20 protein-coding genes are annotated in these 25,507 nt (G+C 45.8%); 16 read left to right on the top strand and 4 right to left on the bottom strand.

Annotated elements, in window-relative coordinates; genetic code table 11:
- The first annotated feature begins 93 nt into the window (after positions 1–93).
- The 10 genes from ileS (at position 94) to GSQ66_RS14250 (ending at position 14,772) form a co-directional block, all read left to right on the top strand.
- The gene (ileS, locus tag GSQ66_RS14295) at positions 94–3,444 is read left to right on the top strand and encodes an isoleucine--tRNA ligase (RefSeq protein ID WP_162428087.1); all 3,351 of its coding nucleotides are present in this window, start codon (positions 94–96) and stop codon (positions 3,442–3,444) included.
- Between the two features lie 109 nt (positions 3,445–3,553).
- The gene (locus tag GSQ66_RS14290) at positions 3,554–4,171 is read left to right on the top strand and encodes a lipoprotein signal peptidase (protein ID WP_162428086.1); all 618 of its coding nucleotides are present in this window, start codon (positions 3,554–3,556) and stop codon (positions 4,169–4,171) included.
- 191 nt (positions 4,172–4,362) lie between these two features.
- Entirely contained in the window at positions 4,363–5,136 is a 774-nt protein-coding gene (locus GSQ66_RS14285) for a hypothetical protein (protein WP_162428085.1), read from the top strand.
- A 51-nt stretch (positions 5,137–5,187) separates the two neighbouring features.
- Positions 5,188–7,017 carry an ABC transporter ATP-binding protein gene (locus GSQ66_RS14280; RefSeq protein ID WP_162428084.1) on the top strand — a complete coding sequence of 610 codons (1,830 nt, stop codon included), beginning with the start codon at positions 5,188–5,190 and terminating at the stop codon, positions 7,015–7,017.
- Positions 7,018–7,137: 120 nt separating this feature from the next.
- Entirely contained in the window at positions 7,138–8,277 is a 1,140-nt protein-coding gene (locus GSQ66_RS14275; RefSeq protein WP_162428083.1) for a porin family protein, read from the top strand.
- 1,097 nt (positions 8,278–9,374) lie between these two features.
- Complete coding sequence (gene rnr / locus GSQ66_RS14270) at positions 9,375–11,681, top strand: ribonuclease R (RefSeq protein ID WP_202923356.1); 2,307 nt, start codon at positions 9,375–9,377, stop codon at positions 11,679–11,681.
- A gap of 7 nt (positions 11,682–11,688) precedes the next feature.
- Positions 11,689–12,663, top strand: a complete 975-nt coding sequence (locus GSQ66_RS14265; protein ID WP_162428082.1) for a polyprenyl synthetase family protein — start codon at positions 11,689–11,691, stop codon at positions 12,661–12,663.
- Positions 12,664–12,796: 133 nt separating this feature from the next.
- The gene (locus tag GSQ66_RS14260) at positions 12,797–13,423 is read left to right on the top strand and encodes a rhomboid family intramembrane serine protease (RefSeq protein ID WP_162428081.1); all 627 of its coding nucleotides are present in this window, start codon (positions 12,797–12,799) and stop codon (positions 13,421–13,423) included.
- An 86-nt stretch (positions 13,424–13,509) separates the two neighbouring features.
- Positions 13,510–13,980 (top strand): fasciclin domain-containing protein, encoded by a 471-nt coding sequence (locus GSQ66_RS14255; RefSeq protein WP_162428080.1) that lies wholly within the window; start codon positions 13,510–13,512, stop codon positions 13,978–13,980.
- 345 nt (positions 13,981–14,325) lie between these two features.
- Positions 14,326–14,772, top strand: coding sequence for a hypothetical protein (locus GSQ66_RS14250; protein WP_162428079.1), 447 nt, complete (start codon positions 14,326–14,328; stop codon positions 14,770–14,772).
- A gap of 500 nt (positions 14,773–15,272) precedes the next feature.
- Here the strand turns inward: GSQ66_RS14250 and GSQ66_RS14245 are convergent, their stop codons facing one another.
- Complete coding sequence (locus tag GSQ66_RS14245; protein WP_162428078.1) at positions 15,273–17,126, bottom strand: ABC transporter ATP-binding protein; 1,854 nt, start codon at positions 17,124–17,126, stop codon at positions 15,273–15,275.
- Positions 17,127–17,248: 122 nt separating this feature from the next.
- Between GSQ66_RS14245 and GSQ66_RS14240 the strand changes: the two genes are divergently transcribed.
- From GSQ66_RS14240 to GSQ66_RS14215, 6 genes are all read left to right on the top strand, one after another.
- Positions 17,249–18,091: an energy transducer TonB gene (locus tag GSQ66_RS14240; RefSeq protein WP_162428077.1), complete on the top strand. Its 843-nt coding sequence runs from the start codon at positions 17,249–17,251 to the stop codon at positions 18,089–18,091.
- Positions 18,092–18,106: 15 nt separating this feature from the next.
- Positions 18,107–18,616, top strand: coding sequence for a hypothetical protein (locus GSQ66_RS14235; RefSeq protein ID WP_162428076.1), 510 nt, complete (start codon positions 18,107–18,109; stop codon positions 18,614–18,616).
- 557 nt (positions 18,617–19,173) lie between these two features.
- On the top strand, positions 19,174–20,727 hold the full coding sequence (locus GSQ66_RS14230) for a rhomboid family intramembrane serine protease (protein ID WP_162428075.1): 1,554 nt from the start codon (positions 19,174–19,176) through the stop codon (positions 20,725–20,727).
- A gap of 23 nt (positions 20,728–20,750) precedes the next feature.
- Positions 20,751–20,945, top strand: coding sequence for a zinc-ribbon domain-containing protein (locus GSQ66_RS14225; RefSeq protein ID WP_162428074.1), 195 nt, complete (start codon positions 20,751–20,753; stop codon positions 20,943–20,945).
- A 7-nt stretch (positions 20,946–20,952) separates the two neighbouring features.
- Positions 20,953–21,315, top strand: a complete 363-nt coding sequence (locus tag GSQ66_RS14220) for a magnesium citrate secondary transporter (RefSeq protein ID WP_162428073.1) — start codon at positions 20,953–20,955, stop codon at positions 21,313–21,315.
- Positions 21,316–21,700: 385 nt separating this feature from the next.
- Positions 21,701–22,423, top strand: a complete 723-nt coding sequence (locus tag GSQ66_RS14215) for a head GIN domain-containing protein (protein ID WP_162428072.1) — start codon at positions 21,701–21,703, stop codon at positions 22,421–22,423.
- Positions 22,424–22,488: 65 nt separating this feature from the next.
- Here the strand turns inward: GSQ66_RS14215 and bla are convergent, their stop codons facing one another.
- From bla to GSQ66_RS14200, 3 genes are all read right to left on the bottom strand, one after another.
- Positions 22,489–23,205 carry a subclass B1 metallo-beta-lactamase gene (bla, locus tag GSQ66_RS14210; RefSeq protein ID WP_162428071.1) on the bottom strand — a complete coding sequence of 239 codons (717 nt, stop codon included), beginning with the start codon at positions 23,203–23,205 and terminating at the stop codon, positions 22,489–22,491.
- 10 nt (positions 23,206–23,215) lie between these two features.
- On the bottom strand, positions 23,216–24,598 hold the full coding sequence (locus GSQ66_RS14205; RefSeq protein ID WP_162428070.1) for a M28 family metallopeptidase: 1,383 nt from the start codon (positions 24,596–24,598) through the stop codon (positions 23,216–23,218).
- A gap of 313 nt (positions 24,599–24,911) precedes the next feature.
- Complete coding sequence (locus tag GSQ66_RS14200; RefSeq protein ID WP_162428069.1) at positions 24,912–25,466, bottom strand: acyl-CoA thioesterase; 555 nt, start codon at positions 25,464–25,466, stop codon at positions 24,912–24,914.
- Positions 25,467–25,507 lie beyond the last annotated feature (41 nt).

Genomic DNA, 25,507 nt, shown 5'->3' with positions numbered 1-25,507 from the left:
GCTTATAAGTAAACTACCAACTATAGCTACAAAACTTATAGTTTATAGTTTAACTATCAGTGATTTCGAGAGATAAAGATAAACCTGAAAACGGTGAAGTATAACGAGTATAAGAATCTGAATTACGCCAAGCTTGGCGAAGACGTACTGGCTTTCTGGAAAGAGCACAACATCTTCCAGAAGTCGGTGGCGACGCGTGAAGGCAACGATAACTTCGTATTTTACGAAGGGCCGCCATCTGCAAACGGTACGCCGGGTATTCACCACGTAATGGCCCGTGCTGTTAAAGATATTTTCTGCCGCTACAAAACCCTGAAAGGCTACCAGGTAAACCGCAAAGGCGGCTGGGATACGCACGGCCTTCCGGTAGAGCTGCAGGTTGAAAAAGAGCTGGGCATTACCAAAGAAGATATCGGCAAGAAGATAACGGTTGAAGAGTATAACCAGCGCTGCCGCGAAACGGTAATGCGTTTCAAGGACCAGTGGGACGACCTGACCGAGAAAATGGGGTACTGGGTAGACCTTGACAACCCCTACATCACTTTCGAGAATGAATATATTGAGTCTTGCTGGGCCCTGCTGAAGCGCCTGTACGATAAAGGGTATCTGTATAAAGGCTACACTATCCAGCCATACTCGCCGGGTGCCGGTACAGGTCTTAGCTCGCACGAGCTGAACCAGCCGGGCTGCTACCAGATGGTAAAAGATACGACCATCGTCGCGCAGTTCGAGCTTAAGAAGATCACCCGCAACATGTTCCTGTTTGAAAACGAATCCGAACATGTATACTTCCTTGCCTGGACGACGACCCCCTGGACGCTTCCGGCGAACACCGCGTTGGCAGTTGGGAAAGGCATCAAGTATGTGAAGGTAAAAACTTACAACCCGTATACTTATGCGCCGATCTCGGTTATACTTGCCAAAGACCTGGTAAGCCGTTACTTCAACGACAAAGCCAAAGACATTGCCCTGGCGGACTATAAACCGGGTGATAAACTGGTGCCGTTTAAAGTAATGGAAGAATTCACCGGCGCTGACCTGGCAGGAGTAGAATATCACCAGCTGATGCCGTACGTGCAGCCGGATAAGCCAGCCTTCAGAGTTATAGTTGGTGATTTCGTGACCACAGAAGACGGTACAGGTATCGTGCATATCTCGCCAACTTTTGGTGCCGACGACTTCAGGGTGGCCGCTCAGAATGACATCCCGGCGCTGCTGGTAATGGACGAGAATGGCAAGCCGATGCCGATCGTAGACAAGCAGGGCCGCTTCGTGAAAGAGATCACCGACTTTGCCGGCATGTACGTGAAGAACTACGACGGGCAGGATGAGTCTGATCCGAATTATAGGTCAACCGACGTACTGATCGCTATCAAACTGAAGGAAGAAAACAAAGCCTTTAAAGTAGAGAAATACGAGCACACCTACCCGCATTGCTGGAGAACGGATAAGCCGGTACTATACTATCCGCTGGATAGCTGGTTCATCAAAACTACTGCGGTGAAGGAAAGAATGATAGAACTGAACAAGACGATCAACTGGAAACCGGAATCGACGGGTACTGGCCGTTTTGGCAACTGGCTCGAGAACCTGGTAGACTGGAACCTGTCGCGCTCGCGCTACTGGGGCACGCCGCTGCCTATCTGGAGAACAGAAGACGGGGAAGAAGAAGTTTGCATTGGTTCTATACATGAATTGAGTGAGCAGATCGACCATGCGGTGGATAAAGGCTTCATGGATGCGGCTGTTGAGATAAATGACCTGCACCGCCCGTACGTGGATAACATCGTGCTGGTAAGCCCTTCTGGCAAGCCAATGTACAGAGAGCCAGACCTGATCGACGTGTGGTTTGATTCAGGCGCGATGCCTTATGCACAGTGGCATTACCCGCTGGAGAACAAAGAAATATTCGAGAAAAACTTCCCGGCAGACTACATTGCCGAAGGGGTGGACCAGACCCGTGGCTGGTTCTTTACGCTGCACGCGCTGGCTGTGATGCTGGAAGACAGTGTGGCCTACAAGAACGTGATCGCGAACGGCCTGGTGCTCGACAAGAACGGAAACAAGATGAGCAAGCGCTTAGGCAACGCCATCGATCCGTTTGAAATGATCGGCCAGTATGGTCCGGATGCCGTGCGCTGGTACATGATCGCCAATGCGCCGCCTTGGGATAACCTGAAATTTAACGCCGATGGGGTGGTGGAGACACAGCGCCGTTTCTTCGGAACGCTGCAGAACACCTACTCTTTCTTCGCGCTGTATGCTAACCTGGACAACTTCACGTATGCCGAAGCCGATGTACCGTTGGAGCGCAGAACCGAAAGTGACCGCTGGATCATCTCGAAACTGAATACGCTGGTACAGGATGTGGATGTATACCTTACAGACTATGATCCAACCAAAGCTGCCCGTGCTATTCAGGATTTTGTGACTGATGATCTGAGTAACTGGTACGTGCGCCTGAACCGCAAGCGTTTCTGGAAAGGCGAGTACAACGAAGATAAGATAGCAGCATACCAGACGCTTTATACTTGTTTGGAAACTATAGCCAAGCTTGCTTCGCCTATCGCGCCGTTCTACACCGAGCAATTGTTCCGTGATCTGAACAGCGTGAGCGGTAAAAACAAAGTTGAATCGGTGCACCTGGCTTACTACCCTGAAGTGGAGCACACTGCGATAAACGAAGACCTGGAAGAGCGCATGGCGCTGGCGCAGTCCGTTTCATCGCTGGTACACTCGCTGCGCAAAAAGCACATGATCAAGGTGCGTCAGCCGTTGCAGCGTATCCTGATTCCAGTACTTAGCGAGCACACCAGGCACCAGATCCAGGCGGTTGAAGACCTGATCATGAGCGAAGTGAACGTGAAGCACGTGGAGTACATCGATGATACGTCCGGCATCCTGGTGAAGAAGATCAAGCCTAACTTTAAAAAGCTGGGCCAGGTGTTTGGTGCGAAGATGAAACTGGTAGCCGCCGCTGTGCAGCAAATGAATCAGGATGATATCGCGAAGCTGGAGCGTGAAGGTGGCTTTGAAGTACTGATCGCTGACGATGAAACGGCCGTGCTGACGCCGGATGATGTGGAGATATCTTCGGAAGATATCCCGGGTTGGTTGGTAGCGAGCGAAGGTAAACTGACCGTGGCTTTGGATGTAACTATAACCGAAGAGCTGAAGCAGGAAGGTATCGCCCGCGACCTGGTAAACCGAATCCAGAACCTGCGCAAAGATTCTAACCTGGAAGTGCAGGATAAGATCCATATCCTCATGCAGCCATCGGCACCGGAAGTAAACGCCGCCGTGGAGAATTTCAGAAACTATATCTGCACTGAAACACAGGCGCTGAGCCTGGAGATTGTGGATGAACTGGCAGAAGGCACGATGCTGGAAATGGACGAGTATCAGATCTATATGCAGATTCGTACCGAAAACGTAGCAGTTTAAACTATAAACGCACCCGTCTGTCTAATACGGATGGGTGCGTTTCTTATTATTAAGTATACTTGCAGTAGCTGATAAACTATAACCCGACAGCGCTGCTTACCTTACACACATGAAATACTGGAAATTTTACCTGCTCAGCCTTGTTGTGATCCTGATTGACCAGGCCGTAAAGCTGATCGTGCATTACAACATGGAAATGGGCCTTCCCGGCGAAATACATGTGATCGGCGACTTCTTTAAGCTGCACTATACCTTAAACCCGGGTATGGCTTTTGGCGTGGAGCTGGGCTCTGAATATGGTAAACTGATGCTGACGCTATTCCGATTAGTGGCAATGTTTGGTATCGGCTATTACCTTTACTACCTGGTAAATCATAACGCACCCAAGGGTTTGGTTTGGTGCATTGCCCTTATACTGGGTGGCGCAGTTGGTAATTTAATTGACAGTACATTCTATGGTGTGTGGTTCGATAACGCACTTTATGGTTCATCTACACCATGGTTTCATGGGCAGGTTATAGACATGTTCTACCTCGACATCTGGGAAGGTATTATACCGCATTGGGTTCCTTTGTTAGGTGGAAAACCTATGTCGTTGTGGCCAATCTTTAACATAGCTGACTCTGCCATCTTTATTGGTGTATTGTTGATTTTGTTCAACCAGAAACGCTTTTTCGGTGAGCACCCGGAGCCAAAACATCAGGCCGTGCAGCAGCAGGGTTTCTAAACTGAACTATAACTATAAACTATAAAACAGCGGCTGTTCCATGTGGAGCAGCCGCTGTTTTGTTGTAGTACCAGCTGTCATTCAAAAAAGTCTTTACGTTCAGTAATTCTGATTAAAAAGCATGATGGTAATTTTAAATCTTCCACTTATATTTCATGCTTTTTTGCCAGTAACAATACTTTCAACTATAAATGAGACTACTAAAATTTTTTGCTGCCACTGTTCTAGCTGTAGTACTAACTTCCTGCGACAATTGTGAAGATGTGAACCTGGGAAAACTGGAGTTCACCAACGAATTTATTTCCTTTTTGCCTGCAGCCCCTGCACAGGCCAGAAGCTATTATGCCACTTTCGAAGGCTCCAGGCAGCAGTTGCATTACGTGACCCCGGATGTAAACCCCACAGTAGAAATTCCTGTCAACAAAATAAATTATGGTGGCAAGTTCGATGCTACTTATTGCAAAGAATATTACACAGCCGATCAAAAAGTGTATACCAGCCAGATAGAAGGTGTAAACCCGCTAAGCATCAGCATTACTTATAAAAAGAATGCGAGCGAAGAACGTTACAACCCTTACTTAAACAGAGATGATGTAGGTGATATGATCTTTTTCAAGGTTGGGTATAAGAACGTTTTCCCGGAGCCCATAACAGATGGTAAAACATCATACGATAGCCATACAACACAGCGCTGGTTTATACTGGATAAAGCTACCACTTCAATAATAGATAAGTATACTTATACACAGGAGTTTTTACCAACTGTAACTTTAAATGGAGTTGAGTATGAGAATGTGTACCGTTTCCAAAGTTCAGGCACCAATGGTTACAATGTTGAAGATCGTTTCTTTCTGGAAAAATATCCGGAACTAGATTACATAAAAGGTATTTATGTAAAAGAAGGAGTAGGCGTGATACAGGCTTATTCAGCAAAAGGAAAACAGGTAGATATAACACTTGAGTAGCAAATACGCTTAAAACTCTTATTTTTACCAGAAGCATAAACCTGAATTACCTTGACTACACTAAAACCTATACTCAAAGTCACCGACCTGGAAACAGTTTTCTCCACGCACCGCGGCACAACCAAAGCGGTAGATAAGGTATCGTTTGAAATATACCCGGGCGAAACGGTGGCTATAGTTGGGGAGTCAGGTTCAGGCAAGTCGGTAACGTCGCTGTCGGTAATGCGGCTGATCAATACGCCGCCGGGTAGAATTGCAGGTGGTACAGCCGTTTTTCAGTCAGAGAAGTTTGGAGAAGTAGACCTGTTTACACTGCCGGAAAAGCAGATGCAGCAGATTCGTGGAAATGATATCTCCATGATCTTCCAGGAGCCAATGTCGTCGCTGAACCCGGTTTACACCTGTGGAAAACAAGTAGCTGAAGTGTTGCTGTTACACCGGGATATTTCGGAGAAAGAAGCCAGAGAACGAACTATAGCCCTTTTTGAGAAAGCCAAACTGCCACGCCCTGAGAAAATTTACGATGCTTATCCACATGAAATATCAGGTGGACAAAAGCAGCGCGTGATGATTGCCATGGCCATGGCCTGCGAACCAAGTATACTTATTGCCGACGAGCCAACCACTGCGCTGGATGTAACCGTACAGGCGCGCATGCTGCAATTGATCGACGAACTCCGGGTAAAAGAAAATACAGCAGTCCTGTTTATCACACACGACCTTGGGGTGGTAGCCGAGATTGCCGACCGTATCCTGGTCATGTATAAAGGTAAGCTGGTAGAACAAGGCAAGGTGCTCGATATCTTCACAAATCCGCAACATCCTTACACCAAGGGCTTGTTAGCCTGCCGGCCGAAGCTGTCTGCCAAACCGCAATCTATACTTCCTACTGTTTCGGATTTCATGCTGGAAGATGAGTTTGGGAACATTATCGAGCGGAAGAAAGAAGTTGTAGAGCCATCGCTGGTAGATGTGGTGAACAATTATGTTGGTACCGTTACCGATATCAAGCATCAGCAGGAAAATAAGCAGAGGCCTCCTTTGCTGAAAGTGGAAAACCTGAAAGTATACTTTCCAATCAAAAAAGGCTTTTTTGGCCGCACCACCGATTATGTAAAGGCGGTAGACGGCGTAAGTTTTACTGTTAATCCCGGCGAAACGATTGGTCTGGTAGGCGAGTCAGGCTGTGGAAAAACTACGTTAGGTCGCGCACTGCTAAGGTTAGTAGAGCCGACTGAAGGCAGCATCATCTTTAACGGCCACGATATAGCCCGGCTCAGTTCAGAAGAGCTCCGCAAAAGCCGCCGCGATTTCCAGATGATCTTCCAGGACCCATACGCGTCGTTGAACCCAATGCACACGGTAGGCGATGCCATTATGGAGCCGATGCGTGTGCATAAACTATACGCCAACGACAAAGAACGCAAAGCTAAAACCATGGAACTGCTTGATAAGGTAGGACTTACGGCAGAGCACTTCCAGCGTTATCCACATGAGTTTTCGGGTGGCCAGCGGCAGCGTATAAGTATAGCCAGAGCACTGGCCCTTCAACCAAAATGCATTATTTGTGATGAGTCGGTATCTGCGTTGGATGTATCAGTGCAGGCGCAGGTGCTAAATTTGCTGAACAAGCTGAAGCATGAATTCCAGATGACCTATATCTTCATTACCCATGACCTGTCTGTAGCCAAGTACATGTCGGACCGCATTCTGGTAATGAGCAAAGGCCAGATCGTGGAAAGCGGCACGCCGCAGCAACTATACCTGGATCCAAAGGAAGAATACACCCGAACTCTTATTAACGCCATCCCGAAAGGCGAAGTAGAAGATATTGTCAGAGCGCAGGAGAAACGCGAGTTGATGAAAGCAGGGCAGTTATAGTTTCTGCATTTGATATTGACGATCCTTTAAACAGTTTTTGGAGAAAATCCAGTAATTCTATTAATTATCAATTATATAATTAATATTATATATTTACATATTAAATTATTCTTTAATAAAATGAATAAAATTTTATACCTGTTATTAACCCTAGTTCTGCTATCGGCTTCAGCATCTTTTGCACAGGAAGGTTTAGTAGATAATTATCTTGTTACTTCTCAGAATGATACATTGAGAGGTAGCATTAAACTTAAGGGTGACTCCTTGCTGATTTTAAAAGCTAGAGGTATAAAAGAAAGCTATACAGTAGATAATACTAAAACTATTTTAACAGAAGGTAAAAAATATACAGTAGAGAATGTATTAGGAGATAAAAAATTTTTACAAGAGATAGTAACTGGTTATATGAGTTTATACCGGTTTAAGAACTTCACAACAAAAGAAAAATTCTTTTTTAAGGAAAATGATTCAATTTACGTAGTTACAGAAAATAATTATCCAGGCCTTATTAGTTTCTTTCTTAGTACTTGTCACCAGGGTTCTGACCTAACAGCCAAAAGGATCAGTCGACAGTATAAGTACAACTTGAAAAGCATGATCGAATTTATAACCGTCTACAATTCATGTAAAGGAAATCTAAATGACCAAATTATTAGATATCAGCCAGAGAAGGATAGATATGACATAATTCTGAATGCCGGGTCAGATATGCACCAACTTAAAATGAGCGACAAAAATGAAGATTATTCAGGCGCATCATCGAGTAATTCTGTGGGCTATATTCTAGGATTGTCTTTTGGACTGATTAATAAGACAGAATTCTCTATACGACCCGGAATCCGGTATACCATGAAAGAAGGTTCGTTCACCAAACTTCCTGTTGGTCTTAATAGTTATACTTCGGTGGATATCGATTTTAAGCTCAGGTATATAGAAGTGCCTGTAATGTTTCGATATACTTTCACTCAAAAAAACATTAGACCTTTTGTTTCTTTAGGTCCTTATGTAGGCATACCACTCTTCAGCCAAGTAAAAAGAACTCCTTATAGGTTCTCTTACCCTGACAGCTTTGAAAAGGAGGCAAATAAAATGGGGATAAGTTATGGTTATGCGGGGGGAGCAGGAGTATACTTTCCAAAGATTTTGAGGGGGCTAGAAGTACAAGTAAATGCGGAAAGAAGCTTTTATGAGCATGACTATGATCTAGAAGGCTTGCAAAGTACTTCCTTCAAGGTTATATTCGGGTTCACTTTGAACTAAAAATCCTTTAGCTGATATATTCTTGGGTTTGGTACAATTCTTTGGGCAGAATATCTTTCTTCTTAAAAGTTGTAACTCACTTGGTCTGTCAATAACAAAATAGCAATAGCCTTGGCTATAGTTCTATTGTTGGCGTTTTACTCCTTCCCAACCTTCCCCTAAAAACAGGGGAAGGAGTTTCCCAGCTATCGCTATAGTTTGCTTTATCGTTTTATAGTTGGGGTAATAACCCACCCCAGCCCCTCCCGGGAGGGGAATTTCTGCCTTTGCTATAGTTTAGTTACTGTACTATAATTTCCGTTTGTCATCCCCTAGCCCCTTCAAAGGGGGACTTTCTGCTGCAGCTTCCCTAACTGTCATTTCGACCAGCGGGAGAAATCTGAATTAGCTATAGTTACAGACTAAGATCGGACAGGTCGCGACCTGTCCCTACGGAACTATAACCACGATAAGGCAATGCAATCATAGCCTTTCCAGCTATAGCAACTACAGCTATCGAACTGATCGCAGTCTTTGGGTTGAGCACCTTTGCTTTGTTGCGGTGCCGTCAGGCAACCCGAGGTACGAGGGTAGCAAGAAAGCAGCAGCGCGATGCCCTTATCGAGGGCCCCTACCCCCAAGACGGGGCCTCCCGGCCGTGAGGGCACCAAAGCCAACTATAGAACGATAGGTTAAGAGCTCCCAGGATTAGAAGTAACTATAGAACCAAGGCTTGGCTCGGAAAGTAAAATAGCAAACTATAGAACAATTAACATCCCTCACAACTATACCGGCTATCTTCGACTCGCGCCTCAAGAATGCTAAGGATGAAAAGAGGAACTATAGGATGTACAAATCACTTCGGCGAACCCTCAGGATGACAAAAGAATATTAAGCTTCCCTAAATGACTAAACAAATAAGCTTAACTATTTCTTAACAGGCTTTATTTCCTTTCTGGCACTATTATATAGCGTTTTCTATATAAATTAAGCTATAATTGCAATCAGACTTTAGCCAAAGCGCTTTTTGTGGCGTATAGTATCAAAACTATTTAAGTTAAAGTTTGTAAATACATTGGAGTAAAGCTAAAGGAGCAATATTCCCATCAATTTGATACATGAGAGGTAATAAAGATAACACTGGCGGCAGAGGTAAAGGCCGCAGCGAAAAAGGTGGCTCCCGCCGTGGCGAGTCATCATCAAGAAAAGACGGAGCACCACGCGGTGAATCATCGTCAAGAAGAGAATCAACAGGAGGCAGCAGCCGCAGATCAGGTGACAGAAGAGAGTCATCCGGGCGCAGAGAAGGTGGCCGCGACAGATCGGCAAAAGGCATGGTGCTGGAGCTGTTCTCTAAAAATCCGGATACAGATTTTACACTTCGCCAGATATACCGTCGCTTAGGGGTGGTAGATAAAAAGGGCCGTGAGCTGGTAAGCGACATGCTTGCCGCTTTGCAGCGCGATGGCCGCATATTAGTAGACGAAGACAAGTATACGCTAAACCTGAAGGTAGAAATTATTACCGGCAGGGTAGATATGGCCAATAACAAGTACGCTTACATTGTATCGGAACAGACCGAAGACGATGTGCGTGTATTCAGGGAGCACCTGAACTATGCGATGGATGGCGACCTGGTGAAAGTAGAAGTACTGCCAACTTATGAAGGTGGCCGTGCTGAAGGCATAGTAGTAGAGATTTTAGAACGCCGCCGCGAAGAGCTGGTGGGCATTATACAGTTGTCGAAGAATTTTGGCTTTGTAGTTCCGGATTTCAAGAAACTATACTTCGATATTTTTGTAGGTGAGCGCGGGCTTAACGGGGCTAATAATGGTGACAAAGTACTCGTTAAAATTACAGAATGGCCTGATAAACCGGGCAAAAACCCAACCGGTGAAGTAACGCGTGTATTTGGCCCAGCGGGCGAGCACGAAGCCGAGATTCATTCCATAATGGCGGAATTCGGGTTACCATTCGAGTTTCCGGAGACAGTGGAAGAAGAAGCCGAAAGTATATCCGATAAGATCACAAAAGAGGAGATTGCCAAACGCCGCAATTTCAGGGATGTAACCACTTTTACCATTGACCCGGCCGATGCGAAAGATTTTGACGATGCCTTATCGATACAGAAACTGGAGAACGGTAACTGGGAAATAGGCGTGCACATTGCCGATGTAACGCATTATGTAACGCCTAAAACCATACTGGAGAAAGAAGCTTTCCACAGAGCTACGTCGGTTTACCTTGTGGATAGAACGGTACCAATGTTGCCTGAGCGCCTTTCAAATGGCCTTTGCTCGCTACGCCCGAACGAAGAGAAGCTGACCTTCTCAGCAGTTTTTGAGCTGGATGAAAACGGTAAACTATACAGCGAATGGTTTGGTCGCACGGTAATTTATTCTGACCGCAGATTTGCTTACGAGGAAGCGCAGGAGCGCATCGAAACCGGTGAAGGCGACTTTGCAGAAGAGATCAACATCCTGAACGGCATCGCCAAAAAACTAAAAGACAAGCGCTTTAAAAACGGTGCCATCAGCTTTGAGACAACTGAAGTTAAATTTAAGCTGGATGATAATGGCAAGCCGCTTTACATTTATGTAAAAGAGCGCAAGGATGCCCACAAACTGATTGAAGAGTTTATGCTGCTGGCCAATAAAAAGGTAGCAGAGTTTGTGTATAACATGGGCAAAGGCAAAAAGCACCCGACTATGGTGTACCGTACCCACGGCGCTCCGGACCCAGACAAGCTGAGCACCTTCTCTATTTTTGCCCGCAAGTTTGGCTATAAAGTAGATCCGGATGGCAACATATCAGCAGAACTGAACAACCTGGCCGAAGAAACCGAAGGCAAACCAGAGCAGAACGTACTGCAAAACCTGGCTATCCGTACGATGGCCAAGGCAAAGTATAGTACAGAGCCGGAAGGTCACTTTGGTCTGGCGTTTGCGCATTATTCGCACTTTACATCGCCCATCCGCCGTTACCCCGATATGATGGCACACCGCCTGCTGCAGCATTACCTGGATGGTGGCCCGTCGACGGAGAAAGATGAGTACGAAGCAAAATGCCAGCACTCTTCTGAAATGGAGAAACGCGCTGCCGATGCTGAGCGTGCCTCTATTAAGTACAAGCAGGTGGAGTTTATGAAGGACACGATCGGCAACCAATACAAAGGAATTGTGTCTGGTGTTACAGAATGGGGTATATTTGTGGAGATCGAAGAGAACAAGTGTGAAGGCATGGTACGCCTGTCGAGTCTGAACGACGACTACTATGAACTGGATGCGAACAACTACCGCATTATTGGCCGCCAGAACAAGCGTATTATTTCGTTTGGCGATGAAGTACTGGTAGAAGTTGTAAGCGCTAACCTGAACGACCGTACCATCGATCTGGAACTGGTAGAAACACTAAAAACACATTAAGCACCCTGTGGATATCAACATCCTGTCTGAAAAGATAAACCATACGTTGGGTACGCTTTGCTACGGCGACCAACCATCAGAACTATACGAGCCCATCCGCTATATTATGGCGTTGGGTGGCAAACGCATCCGGCCTATGCTGGTGCTTTTGTCGGCTAAAATGTTTGATGATGATATCGAGAAGGCACTTTTGCCGGCTGCAGGGGTAGAAGTTTTCCACAACTTCACCCTCATGCACGACGACATTATGGACAAAGCGCCGCTTCGTCGTGGCCAGCAAACCGTGCACGAAAAATGGAATGCCAACATCGCTATTTTAAGTGGTGATGTAATGCTGGTGCGTGCTTATGAACTGATGGCTAAAGCAGAACCGGATAAATTGGGCAGAGTGCTACAACTGTTCAGTAAAACCGCTGCAGAAGTTTGCGAAGGCCAGCAACTCGACATGAACTTTGAGCAGCTCACGGAGGTAAGCATTCCGGAATACATCCAGATGATTACGCTGAAGACCGCTGTTTTGGTAGGTTTTAGCTTGGAGTTGGGAGCTATATTACAAGGGGCACCTGATGCGGATGCTGAGCATTTGAAAGCCTTTGGTGATAACATTGGTATTGCCTTTCAGCTGCGCGATGACCTGCTGGACGTATATGGTGACAAGGATAAATTCGGCAAGCAGGTTGGGGGAGATATCCTTTCCGATAAAAAGACCTTCCTGATGCTGACAGCGCTGGAGCAGGCCAACCCGGAACAATTGCAAACTATAGTTAGCTGGCGCGATAAAACGGAAGAAACTATAGCTCAAGCCAAAGTGCAAGCCATTACGAAAGTATACGACCAGCTAAATATCCGTCAGCAGACTGAGCAGCAGATAGACCTATACTTTAAGGAAGCCCTGCGCCACTTAGATGCCATTGCCTTGCCAGATGAGCGAAAAGCAACTATACGCGGTCTTGCATTTCAGTTAATGGAGCGGGATTCCTAATTGTTAATTGCTATATTATTGATTGTTAGCTCCCCTAAAGTATAAAACGCAACGTATTGCGTCTCTACAATCTGCTAACTTTTAACCTTATAACTCTTTAACTTTCTAACTTCTACACTCTCTAACTTAAATAATGAGCGTTACCCTTATATTGATCATCATCACCGCCGGAATTTCGTGGTATGCCTTCAGCAACCATAACCTGATGGAAAAATGGATATTTTACCCATATACCGTTAACCGCGACAATTCCTGGCACCGCTTTATTACGTCAGGGTTTTTGCATGCCGATTTCACGCACCTGTTCTTTAATATGTTTACGCTATATTTTTTCGGAAATAATGTGGAGTATACGTTTAAAGCTGGCTTTGGAGAAGTTCCGGGTGTGCTGATCTTTCTGTTGATTTATATAGGCGGTATCATCGTTTCTGACATTCCTACTTACATCAAGCACCGAAATGATCCGGGTTATAAAGCGCTGGGTGCATCAGGTGGTGTAGCGGCAGTGGTATTCTCGAGCATCCTGTTTTACCCGACCCAGGATATTTGCCTGTATGCAGTGCTTTGTATTCCCGGGTTTATACTTGGTGTTTTGTACCTGATCTATTCGTATTACTCTGGCAAGCGCATGGGCGACAACATTAACCACGATGCTCACTTATATGGTGCTATTTATGGTTTTGTAATCAGCCTGGCTATAGTTCCGCAGGCCGGGCCTTTCTTTATTGACCAGATCGCAAGCTGGAAACTGCCGTTTTAATTGCACTGTTTTTTGTAAGTGTATAATATAAAGTTACTTTACTGAGGATTATGCGTATAAGTGTTTGAAAACAAACGCTTACACTTATGCGCCCCTCTAACTTTTTACTAGCATTCGCCCTGTCTGCCTTTCTGTTTACGAACTCAAACGTACAGGCCCAGACCGTAGCATCTGCCGAAAATGCCCGGATAACCATGATCGAATACATCATGAAAGACAGGCCTGTTCTGGTAAGTTTGCTAACTACTGCCGGCCTTGTTCCGGCCCTTTCCGGCGATTCGCCTTACACCTTATTTGCCCCGCCGGAGGCTGAGTTAAAAGCGTTGCAGAATGAGCCTGCCGATAAGATACGCATGGTAATGGCCGGCCACATTGTGAAAGGGAAATACACTGAAAAGGATCTGAAAGACGGAGCTAAACTACAGGCTCTGAATGGTGAAACTATAACTGTTTGCCGTAAAAAGAATACCCTGGTAAATGGCGTAAGCATCATAAAACCTGATACGGAGCTAAAGAACGGAATAGTACACATCGTAAGCGGCAAACTAAGCAACTAACTGCACCAGCAACCAAATCCGGGTACCGCATCTCTATACCTTTGTACCACTATCTTCAATAATTCCTTCCTGATAAGTAACCGGGATTAGTGCGGTTGCCCTGACTTATAAGCTCTAACTATAGTTTGGAGAACACTGGCCTGGAACAACTTCTGAAAATAAAATAACAGGGTGTTTTTGTGTGAGGGTACAAAATGCGATACAATAAAAGTGTGGGAGCAGATTTGAGGTATTTACAGCAAACCTTGTCAGAATAATGCTCAAACTTATAAAATGCCCACTACGTCTCAATAAAAACTAGGTAAAGTATAAAGCCTTATAGCTACTTAACCGTACAATACTCCAATGTATAGCACCGACCTTCATAGCACCCCAGAAAATGCCAGCGAGCAAATTGCGAGTAATGCAAGCTATGAGCTTAAAATAGACAAGGCTAAAAACCGAATCTACTTTACTGTACATGGCTACTGGAAGAATAAAGAAGTAGTATCTGAGCTTATAGAGGATTGGAAAAAAGCAGTGTCACTTACGCAAGCCAACTTTACAGTGCTTACAGACATGCGCTCTATGATCACGCATCCGCAGGAATTAAATGAAATACACCTGGAGGCGCAGAAACTGGTAATACAAGCTGGGGTTAAGCAGGTAGCTAATGTTTTGCCCACCGACAAGATCGCAAACCTGCAGGCCAATTCCATTGTTTCAAATACAACGTTGCCCTACCGTAATTTCAATTCCTGCGAAGAAGCGGAAGACTTTCTTAACCAGTCATCTACAGCTTATATTAACTAAAGCTTCTATGTTCCACGTGGACCAGGCGTTCAGGACAAGTGATTAAGCAAGGTTTTGTCGGGACCTGGATAAAATGAGACTTGTAGGATTGCCGGACTTGTAGAGACGCAACACCTTATGTCCCCGCTAAGAAACTATAGCTATACTATTCAGGATATCTTTGATTCATACAACATATAATGCCGCAAGTTTAGCATTAGCGTAACTTGTGGCTGAGCATAGCAGCCAGTTTGTAACTGGCATTACTTTTAAAAAGCAATCCTTACTATAGCCGTAACTATAGAACTATAGTTTAAAAATGGCCTGAACTATAGATTTGCTTAACTATAGTTTCCTGAAAACTATAGTTGAGCGCTACTGCAGAAAGCCAGTTACAAACTGGCCCCACACTTTACCACAAGTTACACTTCGTTAAACTTGCGGCATACAATCCACTAAATCCCTGAAATTCTCCTTAATCCCGGTTCAGACAGTGATCAGAATCAGTTTAATCTCCTTATTTACTGATAGCCTTTTGCCTGAAGTTTAAACAGCTCAGCATATTTTCCGTTATGTGCCAGCAGTTCTTCGTGCGAGCCAAGCTCTTTTAACTGGCCTTGCTCCAGGAACAGGATCCGGTCGGCCATACGTACTGTTGAGAAGCGGTGGGAGATGAGCACTGCCGTTTTACCTGCTATCAGTTCCGAGAACCTTAAGAAAACTTCGTGTTCGGCACGGGCATCCAGGGCTGAGGTTGGCTCATCTAGTATCAGAAGCTGTGCATCGCGCATATAAGCACGCGCCAGCGCCACTTTCTGCCACTCGCCACCCGATAGCTCCACGCCTTTGTTAAAGCGCTTACCGAGCACCTGGTCGTACTTATCGGGCAGGCGCTGAATAACCGGATCGGCCAGGCTTTTTTGCGCCGAACCTTGTATGCGCTCTTTGTCGCGGATGTTGCTGATCTGACCTATGGCAATGTTGTCGGAAGCCGACATCTGGAAGCGCACATAGTCCTGGAAAATAATGCCAACCTGGTGGCGCAGGTCGTTCAGGTCATACTCGCGCAGGTCCACGCCATCTAGCAGGATGCGGCCTTCGGTAGGCTCATATAACCTTGCCAGTAACTTTACCAGGGTTGTTTTGCCGGCTCCGTTTTCTCCTACCAGTGCCAGTTTCTCGCCGGCCCGCAAATGGAAGCTTAAGTTGCGTACTGCCCACCGCTCGCTGTTCTGGTACTTAAAACCCACATTCTCGAAGGTAAAGCCATGTTGTATCGGGCGTGGTACAGGTATAGGGTTTGCAGGCGGCGTTATCTGTGGTTTCAGCTCCAGGAAATCAAACAGGTCCTGCAGGTACAGAGCACTTTCTGCAATCTGTGAGAAACGCGTCATGATGCCCTGCAGCAGCCCGCGCATGCTGCTGAACGAGCCGGCCAGAAAAGTAAGGCTACCTACTGTTATGATACCTGCAACTGTTTGGGCAAGTATAAAAATGTAGGCACCGTAATAGGCCAGCGTACCCAAAGCCGAAAGCGCAATTCCCCACACAGCCCGCCTCACGATCAGCTTTTTATTGAGCAGGTAATATTTATCGGATAACAGCTTGAACCGGTCTGCCAGGAAACCCGACAGGTTAAAGGTCTTGATCTCTTTTGCTGTTTCGTCAGATGCTCCAATGTAACGCAGGTAATCCAGTTCGCGCCGTTCGGGCGTCCAAGAGCGGGAGAGGGAATAGGTGCGCTCGTTAAAATGTGTTTCGCCCAGGAACGACGGAATAACGGCTACCAACAGAATAAGAATAAGCCACGGATTAAATGCGACAAGACCTACTGCCAGAAATCCTATAGTTACGATATCCTGCACCTGTGATAGGACCTGCGACATCAGCACTACCCGCGTTACCGTCTGCCGTCGTGCCCGCTCCAGTTTGTCGTAAAAAGTGGCATCTTCAAATTGTGTCAGGTCTAAGGTAGCAGCATGCTCTATCAGGGTAACAGATGTTTTGTTGGAGAAAAGGTCACCAAGCAAGCTGTCTAGCAGGGTAATGCCCCGGCTGATAAGGTCCGAAACTATAGCCAGGCCCAATTCGGCAGCCACCAGCATCCACAGGTAAGAGAGGTCGCGTTCGCCGGTCACCGCTATCAGCCGGATCACTTCATCAATGATCAGCTTGCCGATATACAGCATCGAAAGGGGCAGGGCCGATTTTACCAGGCGCAGCAGCATGTTGCCGATGGTCATGGAAGGGCTCGTTTCCCAGATCAAACGGAAAAATTTAGGCAGGTTTTTAAGCGCACCAACCTGTTCTTTAAAACTCTTTTTATCGTTAGCGGCTTTGGGTGCGGCCGCAGGTTTATCTCTGAAAATCTTCATCTAACTATAGATACGCAAAATAACTATACCAACGGTAGGAGAGAATGTTTAACGATAGCTCATAGAGCATGAATTTTACCATGCAATACCTGCATTTTGGATTGTTTCTGTATTTTTAGTTTATGAAAACACTTTGCACCTGCCTGGCAGCAATAATTTTACTTGTAACAGCCCACAGTGCTACTGCGCAAACTAAAACCGTAAGATACCTTAGCAAAAGCGGACGTGCAGAGGTAGCTGTTCAGGAAGCCCATTATTTTGAGGTTGAAGAGAAAAAGGAAGAAGGCTGGGGCGGCACCCGTACCCGCTACTTAGTAGCCGACAGTTCAAAAACCAGCCTGTTTAACTATAGCAACTTACATGGCGGGGTTTATGGGCGAGGGATCTTGGAAGGTATGCATTACGAGTGGTACCCGAACGGGAAGCTGAAGACAGAGGCTATTTATGTGAAAGACGAGTTGCATGGGCCGTATAAAAGCTGGTATGAGAACGGGCAAATGCATTATGTGCAGCACTATCAGAACTATAAACTACAGGACACACTAAAAGCTTACTACGAAACGGGCGAGCTGCGTCGGATAGAGGTTTACAACCAGAATGAGCTGATCTCGGGAAAACTGTTTGATAAGGAAGGCAAAGAGCTGAAATTTTTCAGGATGATAGTGATGCCAAAATATAAAGGTGGCGAGCAACAGCTTATGCGTCATTTATCCCGAAATCTGAAGTACCCTAAATCAGCACACCAGCGAGGTGTTGGCGGTGTTGTTATGGTAGCTTTTGTGATAAGCGAAACCGGCGTAATTAAAGATATAGAAGTAGTGCAAAGCGTAGACCCTGAGCTGGATGCTGAAGCTGTTCGTGTTGTAAAAACGCTACCGAACTGGGAACCTGCACTTGTAGAAGGCAAGCCTGAAGACATGGCATTCACGTTACCGCTGCGCTTTGTTGCTAGTACTAAATGGTAATTTAACTACTGAACTATGAAAACACTACTCACCTTTATACTCATCGCAGTTGTAACTATAGTTACCCAGGCACAGACTATAGTTTCGCCAAAGGAGGTAGCAACTATAGAAGCCATAACAGAAACCGGTTTAAAGATCATATCAGGACCGAAAGGGCAGCAGCGCGACATGGAAAAGTTTAAAGCCCTGTTCCTGCCGAATGCGCAGATGGGTGGTGTTTTCTTTAAAGGCGACAGCAGTTTTGTACGCATAACGACTGTAGAGAAGTTTGCCGAGCGCAACGGGCCGGCTTATGCAGAACTGGGCTTTTATGAAAATGTGCTTGGCCTGCGCATCGAGCGATTCGGGAACCTGGCCACAGCTTTCCAAACCTATGAAACCCGCTACGGTAAAGATGGCAAAGTAGAAGCAAGGGGCGTAAACACCTATCAACTGGTTTTCGACAAAGGCCGGTGGTGGATTGCCAGCCTGTTGTTTACTCCCGAAACAGCGAAACAGCCTATTCCTGAAAAGTACCTGAAGTAAACTATAACCCCTATAAATGAGAAAAGCCCCGTCAAAATGACTGGGCTTTCTCTCACCTTAAAACAAACTAAACTAATCTAACTTTAACTAACCTTATCTTTATCCCGCAAGGGGTATTTTTCTATTTTGTAAAAACGGGGCATAAAAATAAATTAACGCCCACGAAAAAAATCATTGTGAGATTTGGAACTCTAAATTTTTATTCACACATTAGCTTTCCGATAAACTGTCTCTCAATTCGGGTGCAAAATTATGAGTCCTGTTTTCTAAAAGCAAGAGAACAGGCAAATATTTTTTTATTTTTTTCAGAAAGCCTATTTCCTGCATTTAAAGCCACATTTTGTTTAAAAATTTTAAGCTAAGCCTGCTTTATTTTTCAGGAATACACAGAATATAGCACCAGGCCTGCCAGTATCACCCTAATTTTTGAAGGAAACTATTTTCTCTGCCCAGCATAACATAGGCTATAGATTTTTATAGTTACACAAACTTCTCTTATTACCGCATTTTGTGCTTGCCTGCGCCTTGCCTATCTTTATAAAATAATACTTTATCAGATGGAAGATACCCTTGCTGCCGAGTTGGCTATGCTTGACACTGCGCAGTTATTAAACCTGTTGCAGTCCCGCGAGCAGTACGAGCCCGAAATTACTCTCGCCGTTATAGCAGAACTGGAAAACCGAGATATACAGGTGCCCAACCTGGAAGACATTAAACACTATACGCAGGCAGTATATGAGGCAAAACTGGAGCAGGAAAATCGACCTAAAACTATAGCAGAAAAGGTAAAAGACTTTCTGCAGGTGCTTGTGCCGCAGCCCGGGTACTACATTACGCCTATCCTGTTAAACATAAATCTCCTGGTGTTTATAGTTATGGTGCTGGCCGGCATCAGTTTTATAAGTCCGCAGGCGGGGCAGCTTTTTGCGGTAGGGGGCAACTATGGGCCTTATACCTTGTCGGGGCAGTGGTGGCGGTTGCTTACCAGCACATTTATACATGCCGGCATCATACACCTGTTGTTAAATATGCTGGCGCTGGTAAGCGTAGGGCGTCAGCTGGAAGTAATGTTGGGCCGTGTACCGTTCCTGATCTCTTACCTGTTGTGCGGTTTGTCCGGCAGCCTTGTAAGTACCTGGTGGGATGGTACCAGAGTAGGAGTGGGGGCATCGGGAGCAATTTTCGGGATGTTTGGCTTACTGCTGGTAGTAATGGCACTGGAGCAGAAACTGTCATGGAAAGATAAAAGGGCCATGCTGGGTAACCTGGGATTTGTGATAGCCATTAACCTGGGCTTCGGGATGACGGATGGTATAGACAATGCGGCGCATGCAGGCGGTCTGGTAGCCGGGCTTATTCTGGGGGCGGTGCTTATGCTGCGCTCAAAGCGCTTGGTTACGGCAAACTATAGTTTAACAGGCAATGCTATAATGGCTGGCGCCGGGCTTGTTTTGGTTATAGTTGCTTACAACCTTATTCCGTTTAACGGGCAGAAGCGCTACCTGTATACCATGGACCAGATTGTTCAGAAAGAAACTATAGCGCTACAACCATTGCAGCAGATTTCGGAGGTTGGTGAAAATGCCAGCGCCAGCGAATTTGTGCCTAAAGTAGAAGCCGGAATAAAACTATGGGAGGAAGCTGAGGTAATGCTGGAAGAAATAGAAGATGTGGACGGAAAAGAAAAAGACCGTGTACTGGTAATGCTGGATTATGTGCGCCTGCGTAAAAAATCGTATGAAATGCTGCGCGATGACCTGCAGAACGACCGTGAACTGTTAAACCCGAAGCAGCAACAGATTTTGTGGGCCATAGATGGTTATGTAAATGCATTGCGGCAAGGCAAAGAAAGCGAAGTAGTAGATAAAACCTTACATGATGTATCTGAAGCTACAGAGAATACTTTAGGAACAGATAATCCGCCGGGGAAAGCACTTTTGGTAGTAGATGGAGTTAAAGTTGGCCTTATAGGAGAGGGTGAAATGCCAGCTCAGGCAGCAGGCCTTAAAGAAAATGATATCGACAATATTACAATCCTTAAGAACAAACAAGCCCTGGAGGCCTTTGGAGAGGAAGCTGCTAACGGCGCTGTCGTGATCAAAACAAAGTAACGCACTGGGTTTGTTAAAGTACTATGTCCGATAATATCTTAACTATAGTTTGTGCGCATTGCGGTGCTAACCTACCTGCCGGCACTACAGTCTGCACTGCCTGTGGTAAGCCGATCCCACAAAAAAAATGGTATAGCCTGAAAGGGTTAAATGCAGCCGAAATATTCCTGGCAGTGTTGGGTGCTTTAATGTTACTGGTTGGGCTAATAGCGGTATAGTTATAGCATGAGAACCTTTGCCCATCCGGTTTTTATAGCTTGCCTTACACTTTTCTGCCTGAACCAATTGCTGGAATGGCAACATGTTTATATAGCGCCACTTCATTCCTACCTCGACGATGTGTTATGTATGCCGGTGGTGCTTACAGTGGCATTGGCAGCCGAGCGGGTATACTTTGGCAACTATAGTTTTGTGCTGCCGCTATACTATAGTTTGTGGGCAGTGCTGCTGTTCAGTATATTTTTCGAGCTGTTGCTTCCCCGTTTGTCTGATCTTTACACGGCTGATGTGTGGGATGTGTTGTGCTATAGTTGCGGAGCAGTGTTGTTCCATTTCAGTATTAATAAAGCCCCCCGAGCCGGCAACTGAACTATAGCCTGCTTTACATGCAAAACGGCAGGCCCTACAAATAGCACCTGCCGTTGCAAAAACAAACAACACTCGTTCACTAAACCCTATAATTGCGCTGGTAACTACAAACAGATACCATGATCTGCGTTGCACCTGCTACAAAACTAACCACAAAGGGCTTAATAAAACAGGCAAACTATAGTTATTAGATAAACTGCAGGTCCGCCCGCCCTGATAACTGTAAAATACAGATTAACAGTGCCGAAGGGTAAGCGATTACAGTTTGCTGAAATTTTTTTCAGTGCTCAGGCAACCTTTTAAAGTTGGCTGCATCTATTAGGTGGTAGCAGGTCAAAACAACCAAACTGCTCTGTAACACTATTCAAACCAACAAAATAAAACTATGAAGAATTTTACAGCCAACATGGCCATCGTTGTTTCGTTTGTGCTTGCTTTTGCTTTGCTGAGTGGCACCATTATAGCGCAGGATGTAAAAGGCAAGGGCAACCTGCAGACACAAGACCGTAAGGTAGCCAACTTTAAAGGCATAAAAGTTAGCGGAGGTTTTTTAGTAGAAGTTAAGCAGGGCAAGCAGGAAGGGCTGAGAATAGAAGCTGAAGAAAGACTAATGGATAAAATCGTATCTGAAGTTAAAAATGGCGTGCTGCACATATACACCAAAGGAAGCGTAAACTCCAGAAAAGGCATGAAAGCTTATATTACAGTTAACGAGCTGGAGAAAGTAGAGATAAGCGGCGGTGTAAAAGTGGTTGGTTTATCTACCTTCAAAGCAGGTGATTTTCAGCTTGATATGAGTGGTGGCTCTAACGTGAAGCTGGCTATTGATGCTAAAAAAATATTTTCGAATATGAGCGGTGCCAGCAAAGTAGTGTTAACTGGCCGTGCCGATGAACTAAAGCTCGATATGTCCGGGGCATCCAACGTGGATACGCAGGAACTAGCAGCAAAACGAGTAAAGGTTAGTGCAAGTGGTGCCAGCAAAATAAAAGTAAATGCATCCGAAACATTGCAGATAAACGCTTCCGGAGCATCAAACATCGCTTATGCAGGCTCACCTAAAATTCAGGCTGAAACAACAGCAGCAAGCAAAATCTCTAAACTATAAGAGAATACAATCACACACCCTGAAAAGAGCAGCCTGTTATGGCTGCTTTTTTTATTTAAATAGGTTTAGCGATTTTCCAGAAGTTTCAGGGTGTGGGTTAGAGCAGTTGGGCCACCCCATGGGCCATGGCTCGGAATAACAGTTTTCGCTTTCGGGAAGCGCTGCTGCACGGCTTTAATAGCATGTGGCCAGTTAGTCAGGTCTGCGTCGGCAGTGTTGCCCAGGTTAGTGGCCTGCGCATCTTTCACTAAACATCCGCCAAATAGTATTTTCTGTTTTGGCAGGTAAACAACCAGGTTATCAGCAGTATGGCCTGCGCCGGGGTAATACACTATCAGTTTCCTATCACCTATAGTTAATTCTTTATCAAGAGGCAGGGAAGAATCTATAGTTCCTGCATTTTGTGCTGAAGCTAACGTAGCTGTCTGTTCAGAACCAAAAACAATAATGTTGTTTTGCTGCAATAACCCAATTCCACCAATGCGATCGTTGTGGGCATGCGTTACAATACACATTTTAACAGGTTGTTTCAGGTTGGTTTTTATCCAACTAAGCAGTTGTTGTGTTGGCTCATTTCCCCAACCGGTATCTATCATCACCACGCCATCAGTCGTAGAAATCAGCAAGCCATGCGACGGAAACAGAACACCATCCAGCATTTTGTAAGAGGTGTGCACGTAAACGTCTGGTGCTATTTTGGTAACCTGTAATTGTTGCTCCTGCGCCTGCAACGGATGCAATGGCAACAGGAACAACATCAGGTATAGCAATCGCTTCATCATTTACTTATAGTTAGCGCACCGGCACCGGGAAAACCGGGATGCTTTCATGGCCTTCGGCATCAACAGACTGCACCGCAAAGAAGTAGTTATCTTTAGAGTAAGGCAATGTAACTTTCGTATCCTTCACAAAAAATTTCTTTTCCCAGACAGGGCTGCTGGTTTCGCGCATCAGCACATAATAGCCAGCTGGTCGTTCGCCTTTTGCCGGGGCTTCCCATTGCAGGTCTGTTTTGTTTGTCAGGTTTTTGATGTTTATACCTACTTTGGTTGGTGCGTAAGGTGCCCAGGCCAGGTTTGCCAGCGAGGCCAGGTTAAGGGCTGCATTTTTGCGCATGTACTCATAGTCTATAAACTCGGGCAGGTCACCGTACTGGATGCCGTTTTCTACGCGCACGTCCTGGTGCTGGTGGCGATAATTCTCGTTCATTTCACAAACCCTGATGGCCGGAAAACCATTCTGGCTGAACGGTGTGTGGTCGCCGCCACGCAGGAAACGGTCGTTACGATATACCAGTTTTACTTCCAGCTGGTCCACATAACGCTCGCCGGTTTCTTTCATGTAGCGGGCCAGCTGGCGGCTTTCGCTGTCGTTTTCGCGGTTGGTAGAGCGGCGCATGCGTGCCTGTTCTTCAGACTCTACAAACGGAATGCCTTCGCTGAAAATACGCACCTGCATGTTATTGCGCAGCTCTGTTTCGTCAGATGAGGAGTTGCCGATCATATCATTGTTCAGCATCGCGATCAGGTTCCAGTTCTGGGCTTTGGCTTTTTCGGCCAGGTGGCGGGCACCTAATAAACCCTGCTCTTCGCCGGTAACAGCTACAAAAATTATAGTTGCCGGAAACTGACGGGAGGCCATGATGCGGGCCAGCTCCATAACTGCTGCTACCCCGGAGCCATCGTCGTTAGCGCCCGGCGCTTTGCCCTTTGCATCCATTACATCGGTGTTACGCGAGTCCATGTGCCCACTTATGATCAGTACACGGTCATCGTTCGGGTCGGTGCCTTTGAGGGTAGCCATTACGTTAGCCAGTTCCACATCCTGCGGAATGCGCTGTCCGTTGGCTTTAACAGTGTATTTATCAAGCTCTACAACCATGCGGCCACCGGATGCCTGTGCATATTTTTCGAACTCGGCTTTTACCCATTCGCGGGCAGCGCCAACGCCTTTTTTCTTTTCTTTTATAGTGCTCAGGGAGTGGCGTGTATCAAATGAAGCCAGTTTACGAACAAGTGCCTCAAGGTTTGCAGCAGACAGTTCATCTACCATCTTTTTAATTTCTTCGTCCTGCCGAACTATAGTTTGCGCAAAAGTAGCGGGTATAGTTGCAAGGTATAAGCTGGCTATAGTTAGTAAAACCAGTAAGCGGGTGAGTTTAAGTTTTAAAGTCATGATACGTAATAGGTGTAGACCTTAAATATAGATAAGAATCTGCAAAAACCATTACTTCAAGAATTGAGGCTCGCAGCATTTATAAACTTAGCATTGGCTAGGTAGTATAAACCCAACCCTAATACCTCAGAGGAGACAGGCCATTTCATTTTGGAAAACGTAACTCTGAAATTCCTGTCATTCTGCTAAGAAACTTATCGGAAGGGAGGTTAAACCTATGCTATATGCCACCAGGATCCTTTCGGCAGGATGACAAAAAAAAGATAATGAGAATGTTCTGTTCTGGATAAGAGCCAATCGCAGCTTTATCTTACTAATAAGCCAGCTTACAGCGTTCGCCCTGCAGCCGGTATAGTTCCTGCTCTACGGCAAGTCTGGTTTTGGCTTCTGTAAATTCAGATTGGTAGCGCTGAGCCAGTTCACGACGTTTTATTGCCTCCAGAAAGCGGCGGGTATCGTCATGGTTTTCTAACAGGAGACCGGGCACCTGGGTAGGCTTGTCGTCGTCGCCTTTGGCCACCATGGTAAAGTAAGAAGTATTAGTGTGCTTCACGAGGCCGGTCTTCACATTCTCAGCAATCACTTTTATGCCTACCATCAAAGACGTGTTGCCTACGTAATTCACCGAGGCCATCAGCGAAACCAGTTCCTGCACTTCCACGGGCTGCAAAAAATGTACGCCATCCACTGTAACTGTTACGCAGTAATTACCAGCATGCTTGGCTGCACAGGCATAAGCCACTTTATCCATCAAAGAGAGCAGAATACCACCATGAATTTTACCACCAAAGTTGGCATAGCTCGGGATCATAAGCTCGGTAAGCGTGGTGCGTGAATAGGAGACAGGCCGGAAAGCGGGTTCGGTCATAGTTTATAGTTTGACCCAAGTATACGGGCCAGTGATTAAGT

Source organism: Pontibacter pudoricolor (genome assembly GCF_010092985.1).
Lineage (GTDB): Bacteria > Bacteroidota > Bacteroidia > Cytophagales > Hymenobacteraceae > Pontibacter > Pontibacter pudoricolor.
Note: the sequence above shows the minus strand (reverse complement) of the source record. Positions and strands in the feature narration are given on the sequence as shown.

Excerpts from the sequence above, each read along its gene's own strand:
- GSQ66_RS14290 (WP_162428086.1), top strand. The coding sequence starts at position 3,554 with ATGAAATACTGGAAATTTTACCTGCTCAGCCTTGTTGTGATCCTGATT.
- GSQ66_RS14215 (WP_162428072.1), top strand. The coding sequence starts at position 21,701 with ATGAAGAATTTTACAGCCAACATGGCCATCGTTGTTTCGTTTGTGCTT.
- GSQ66_RS14275 (WP_162428083.1), top strand. The coding sequence starts at position 7,138 with ATGAATAAAATTTTATACCTGTTATTAACCCTAGTTCTGCTATCGGCT.
- GSQ66_RS14245 (WP_162428078.1), bottom strand. The coding sequence starts at position 17,126 with ATGAAGATTTTCAGAGATAAACCTGCGGCCGCACCCAAAGCCGCTAAC.
- GSQ66_RS14200 (WP_162428069.1), bottom strand. The coding sequence starts at position 25,466 with ATGACCGAACCCGCTTTCCGGCCTGTCTCCTATTCACGCACCACGCTT.
- GSQ66_RS14240 (WP_162428077.1), top strand. The coding sequence starts at position 17,249 with ATGAAAACACTTTGCACCTGCCTGGCAGCAATAATTTTACTTGTAACA.
- GSQ66_RS14285 (WP_162428085.1), top strand. The coding sequence starts at position 4,363 with ATGAGACTACTAAAATTTTTTGCTGCCACTGTTCTAGCTGTAGTACTA.
- GSQ66_RS14255 (WP_162428080.1), top strand. The coding sequence starts at position 13,510 with ATGCGCCCCTCTAACTTTTTACTAGCATTCGCCCTGTCTGCCTTTCTG.
- GSQ66_RS14205 (WP_162428070.1), bottom strand. The coding sequence starts at position 24,598 with ATGACTTTAAAACTTAAACTCACCCGCTTACTGGTTTTACTAACTATA.
- GSQ66_RS14225 (WP_162428074.1), top strand. The coding sequence starts at position 20,751 with ATGTCCGATAATATCTTAACTATAGTTTGTGCGCATTGCGGTGCTAAC.
- rnr (WP_202923356.1), top strand. The coding sequence starts at position 9,375 with ATGAGAGGTAATAAAGATAACACTGGCGGCAGAGGTAAAGGCCGCAGC.
- GSQ66_RS14250 (WP_162428079.1), top strand. The coding sequence starts at position 14,326 with ATGTATAGCACCGACCTTCATAGCACCCCAGAAAATGCCAGCGAGCAA.
- GSQ66_RS14260 (WP_162428081.1), top strand. The coding sequence starts at position 12,797 with ATGAGCGTTACCCTTATATTGATCATCATCACCGCCGGAATTTCGTGG.
- GSQ66_RS14220 (WP_162428073.1), top strand. The coding sequence starts at position 20,953 with ATGAGAACCTTTGCCCATCCGGTTTTTATAGCTTGCCTTACACTTTTC.
- GSQ66_RS14230 (WP_162428075.1), top strand. The coding sequence starts at position 19,174 with ATGGAAGATACCCTTGCTGCCGAGTTGGCTATGCTTGACACTGCGCAG.
- GSQ66_RS14235 (WP_162428076.1), top strand. The coding sequence starts at position 18,107 with ATGAAAACACTACTCACCTTTATACTCATCGCAGTTGTAACTATAGTT.
- bla (WP_162428071.1), bottom strand. The coding sequence starts at position 23,205 with ATGATGAAGCGATTGCTATACCTGATGTTGTTCCTGTTGCCATTGCAT.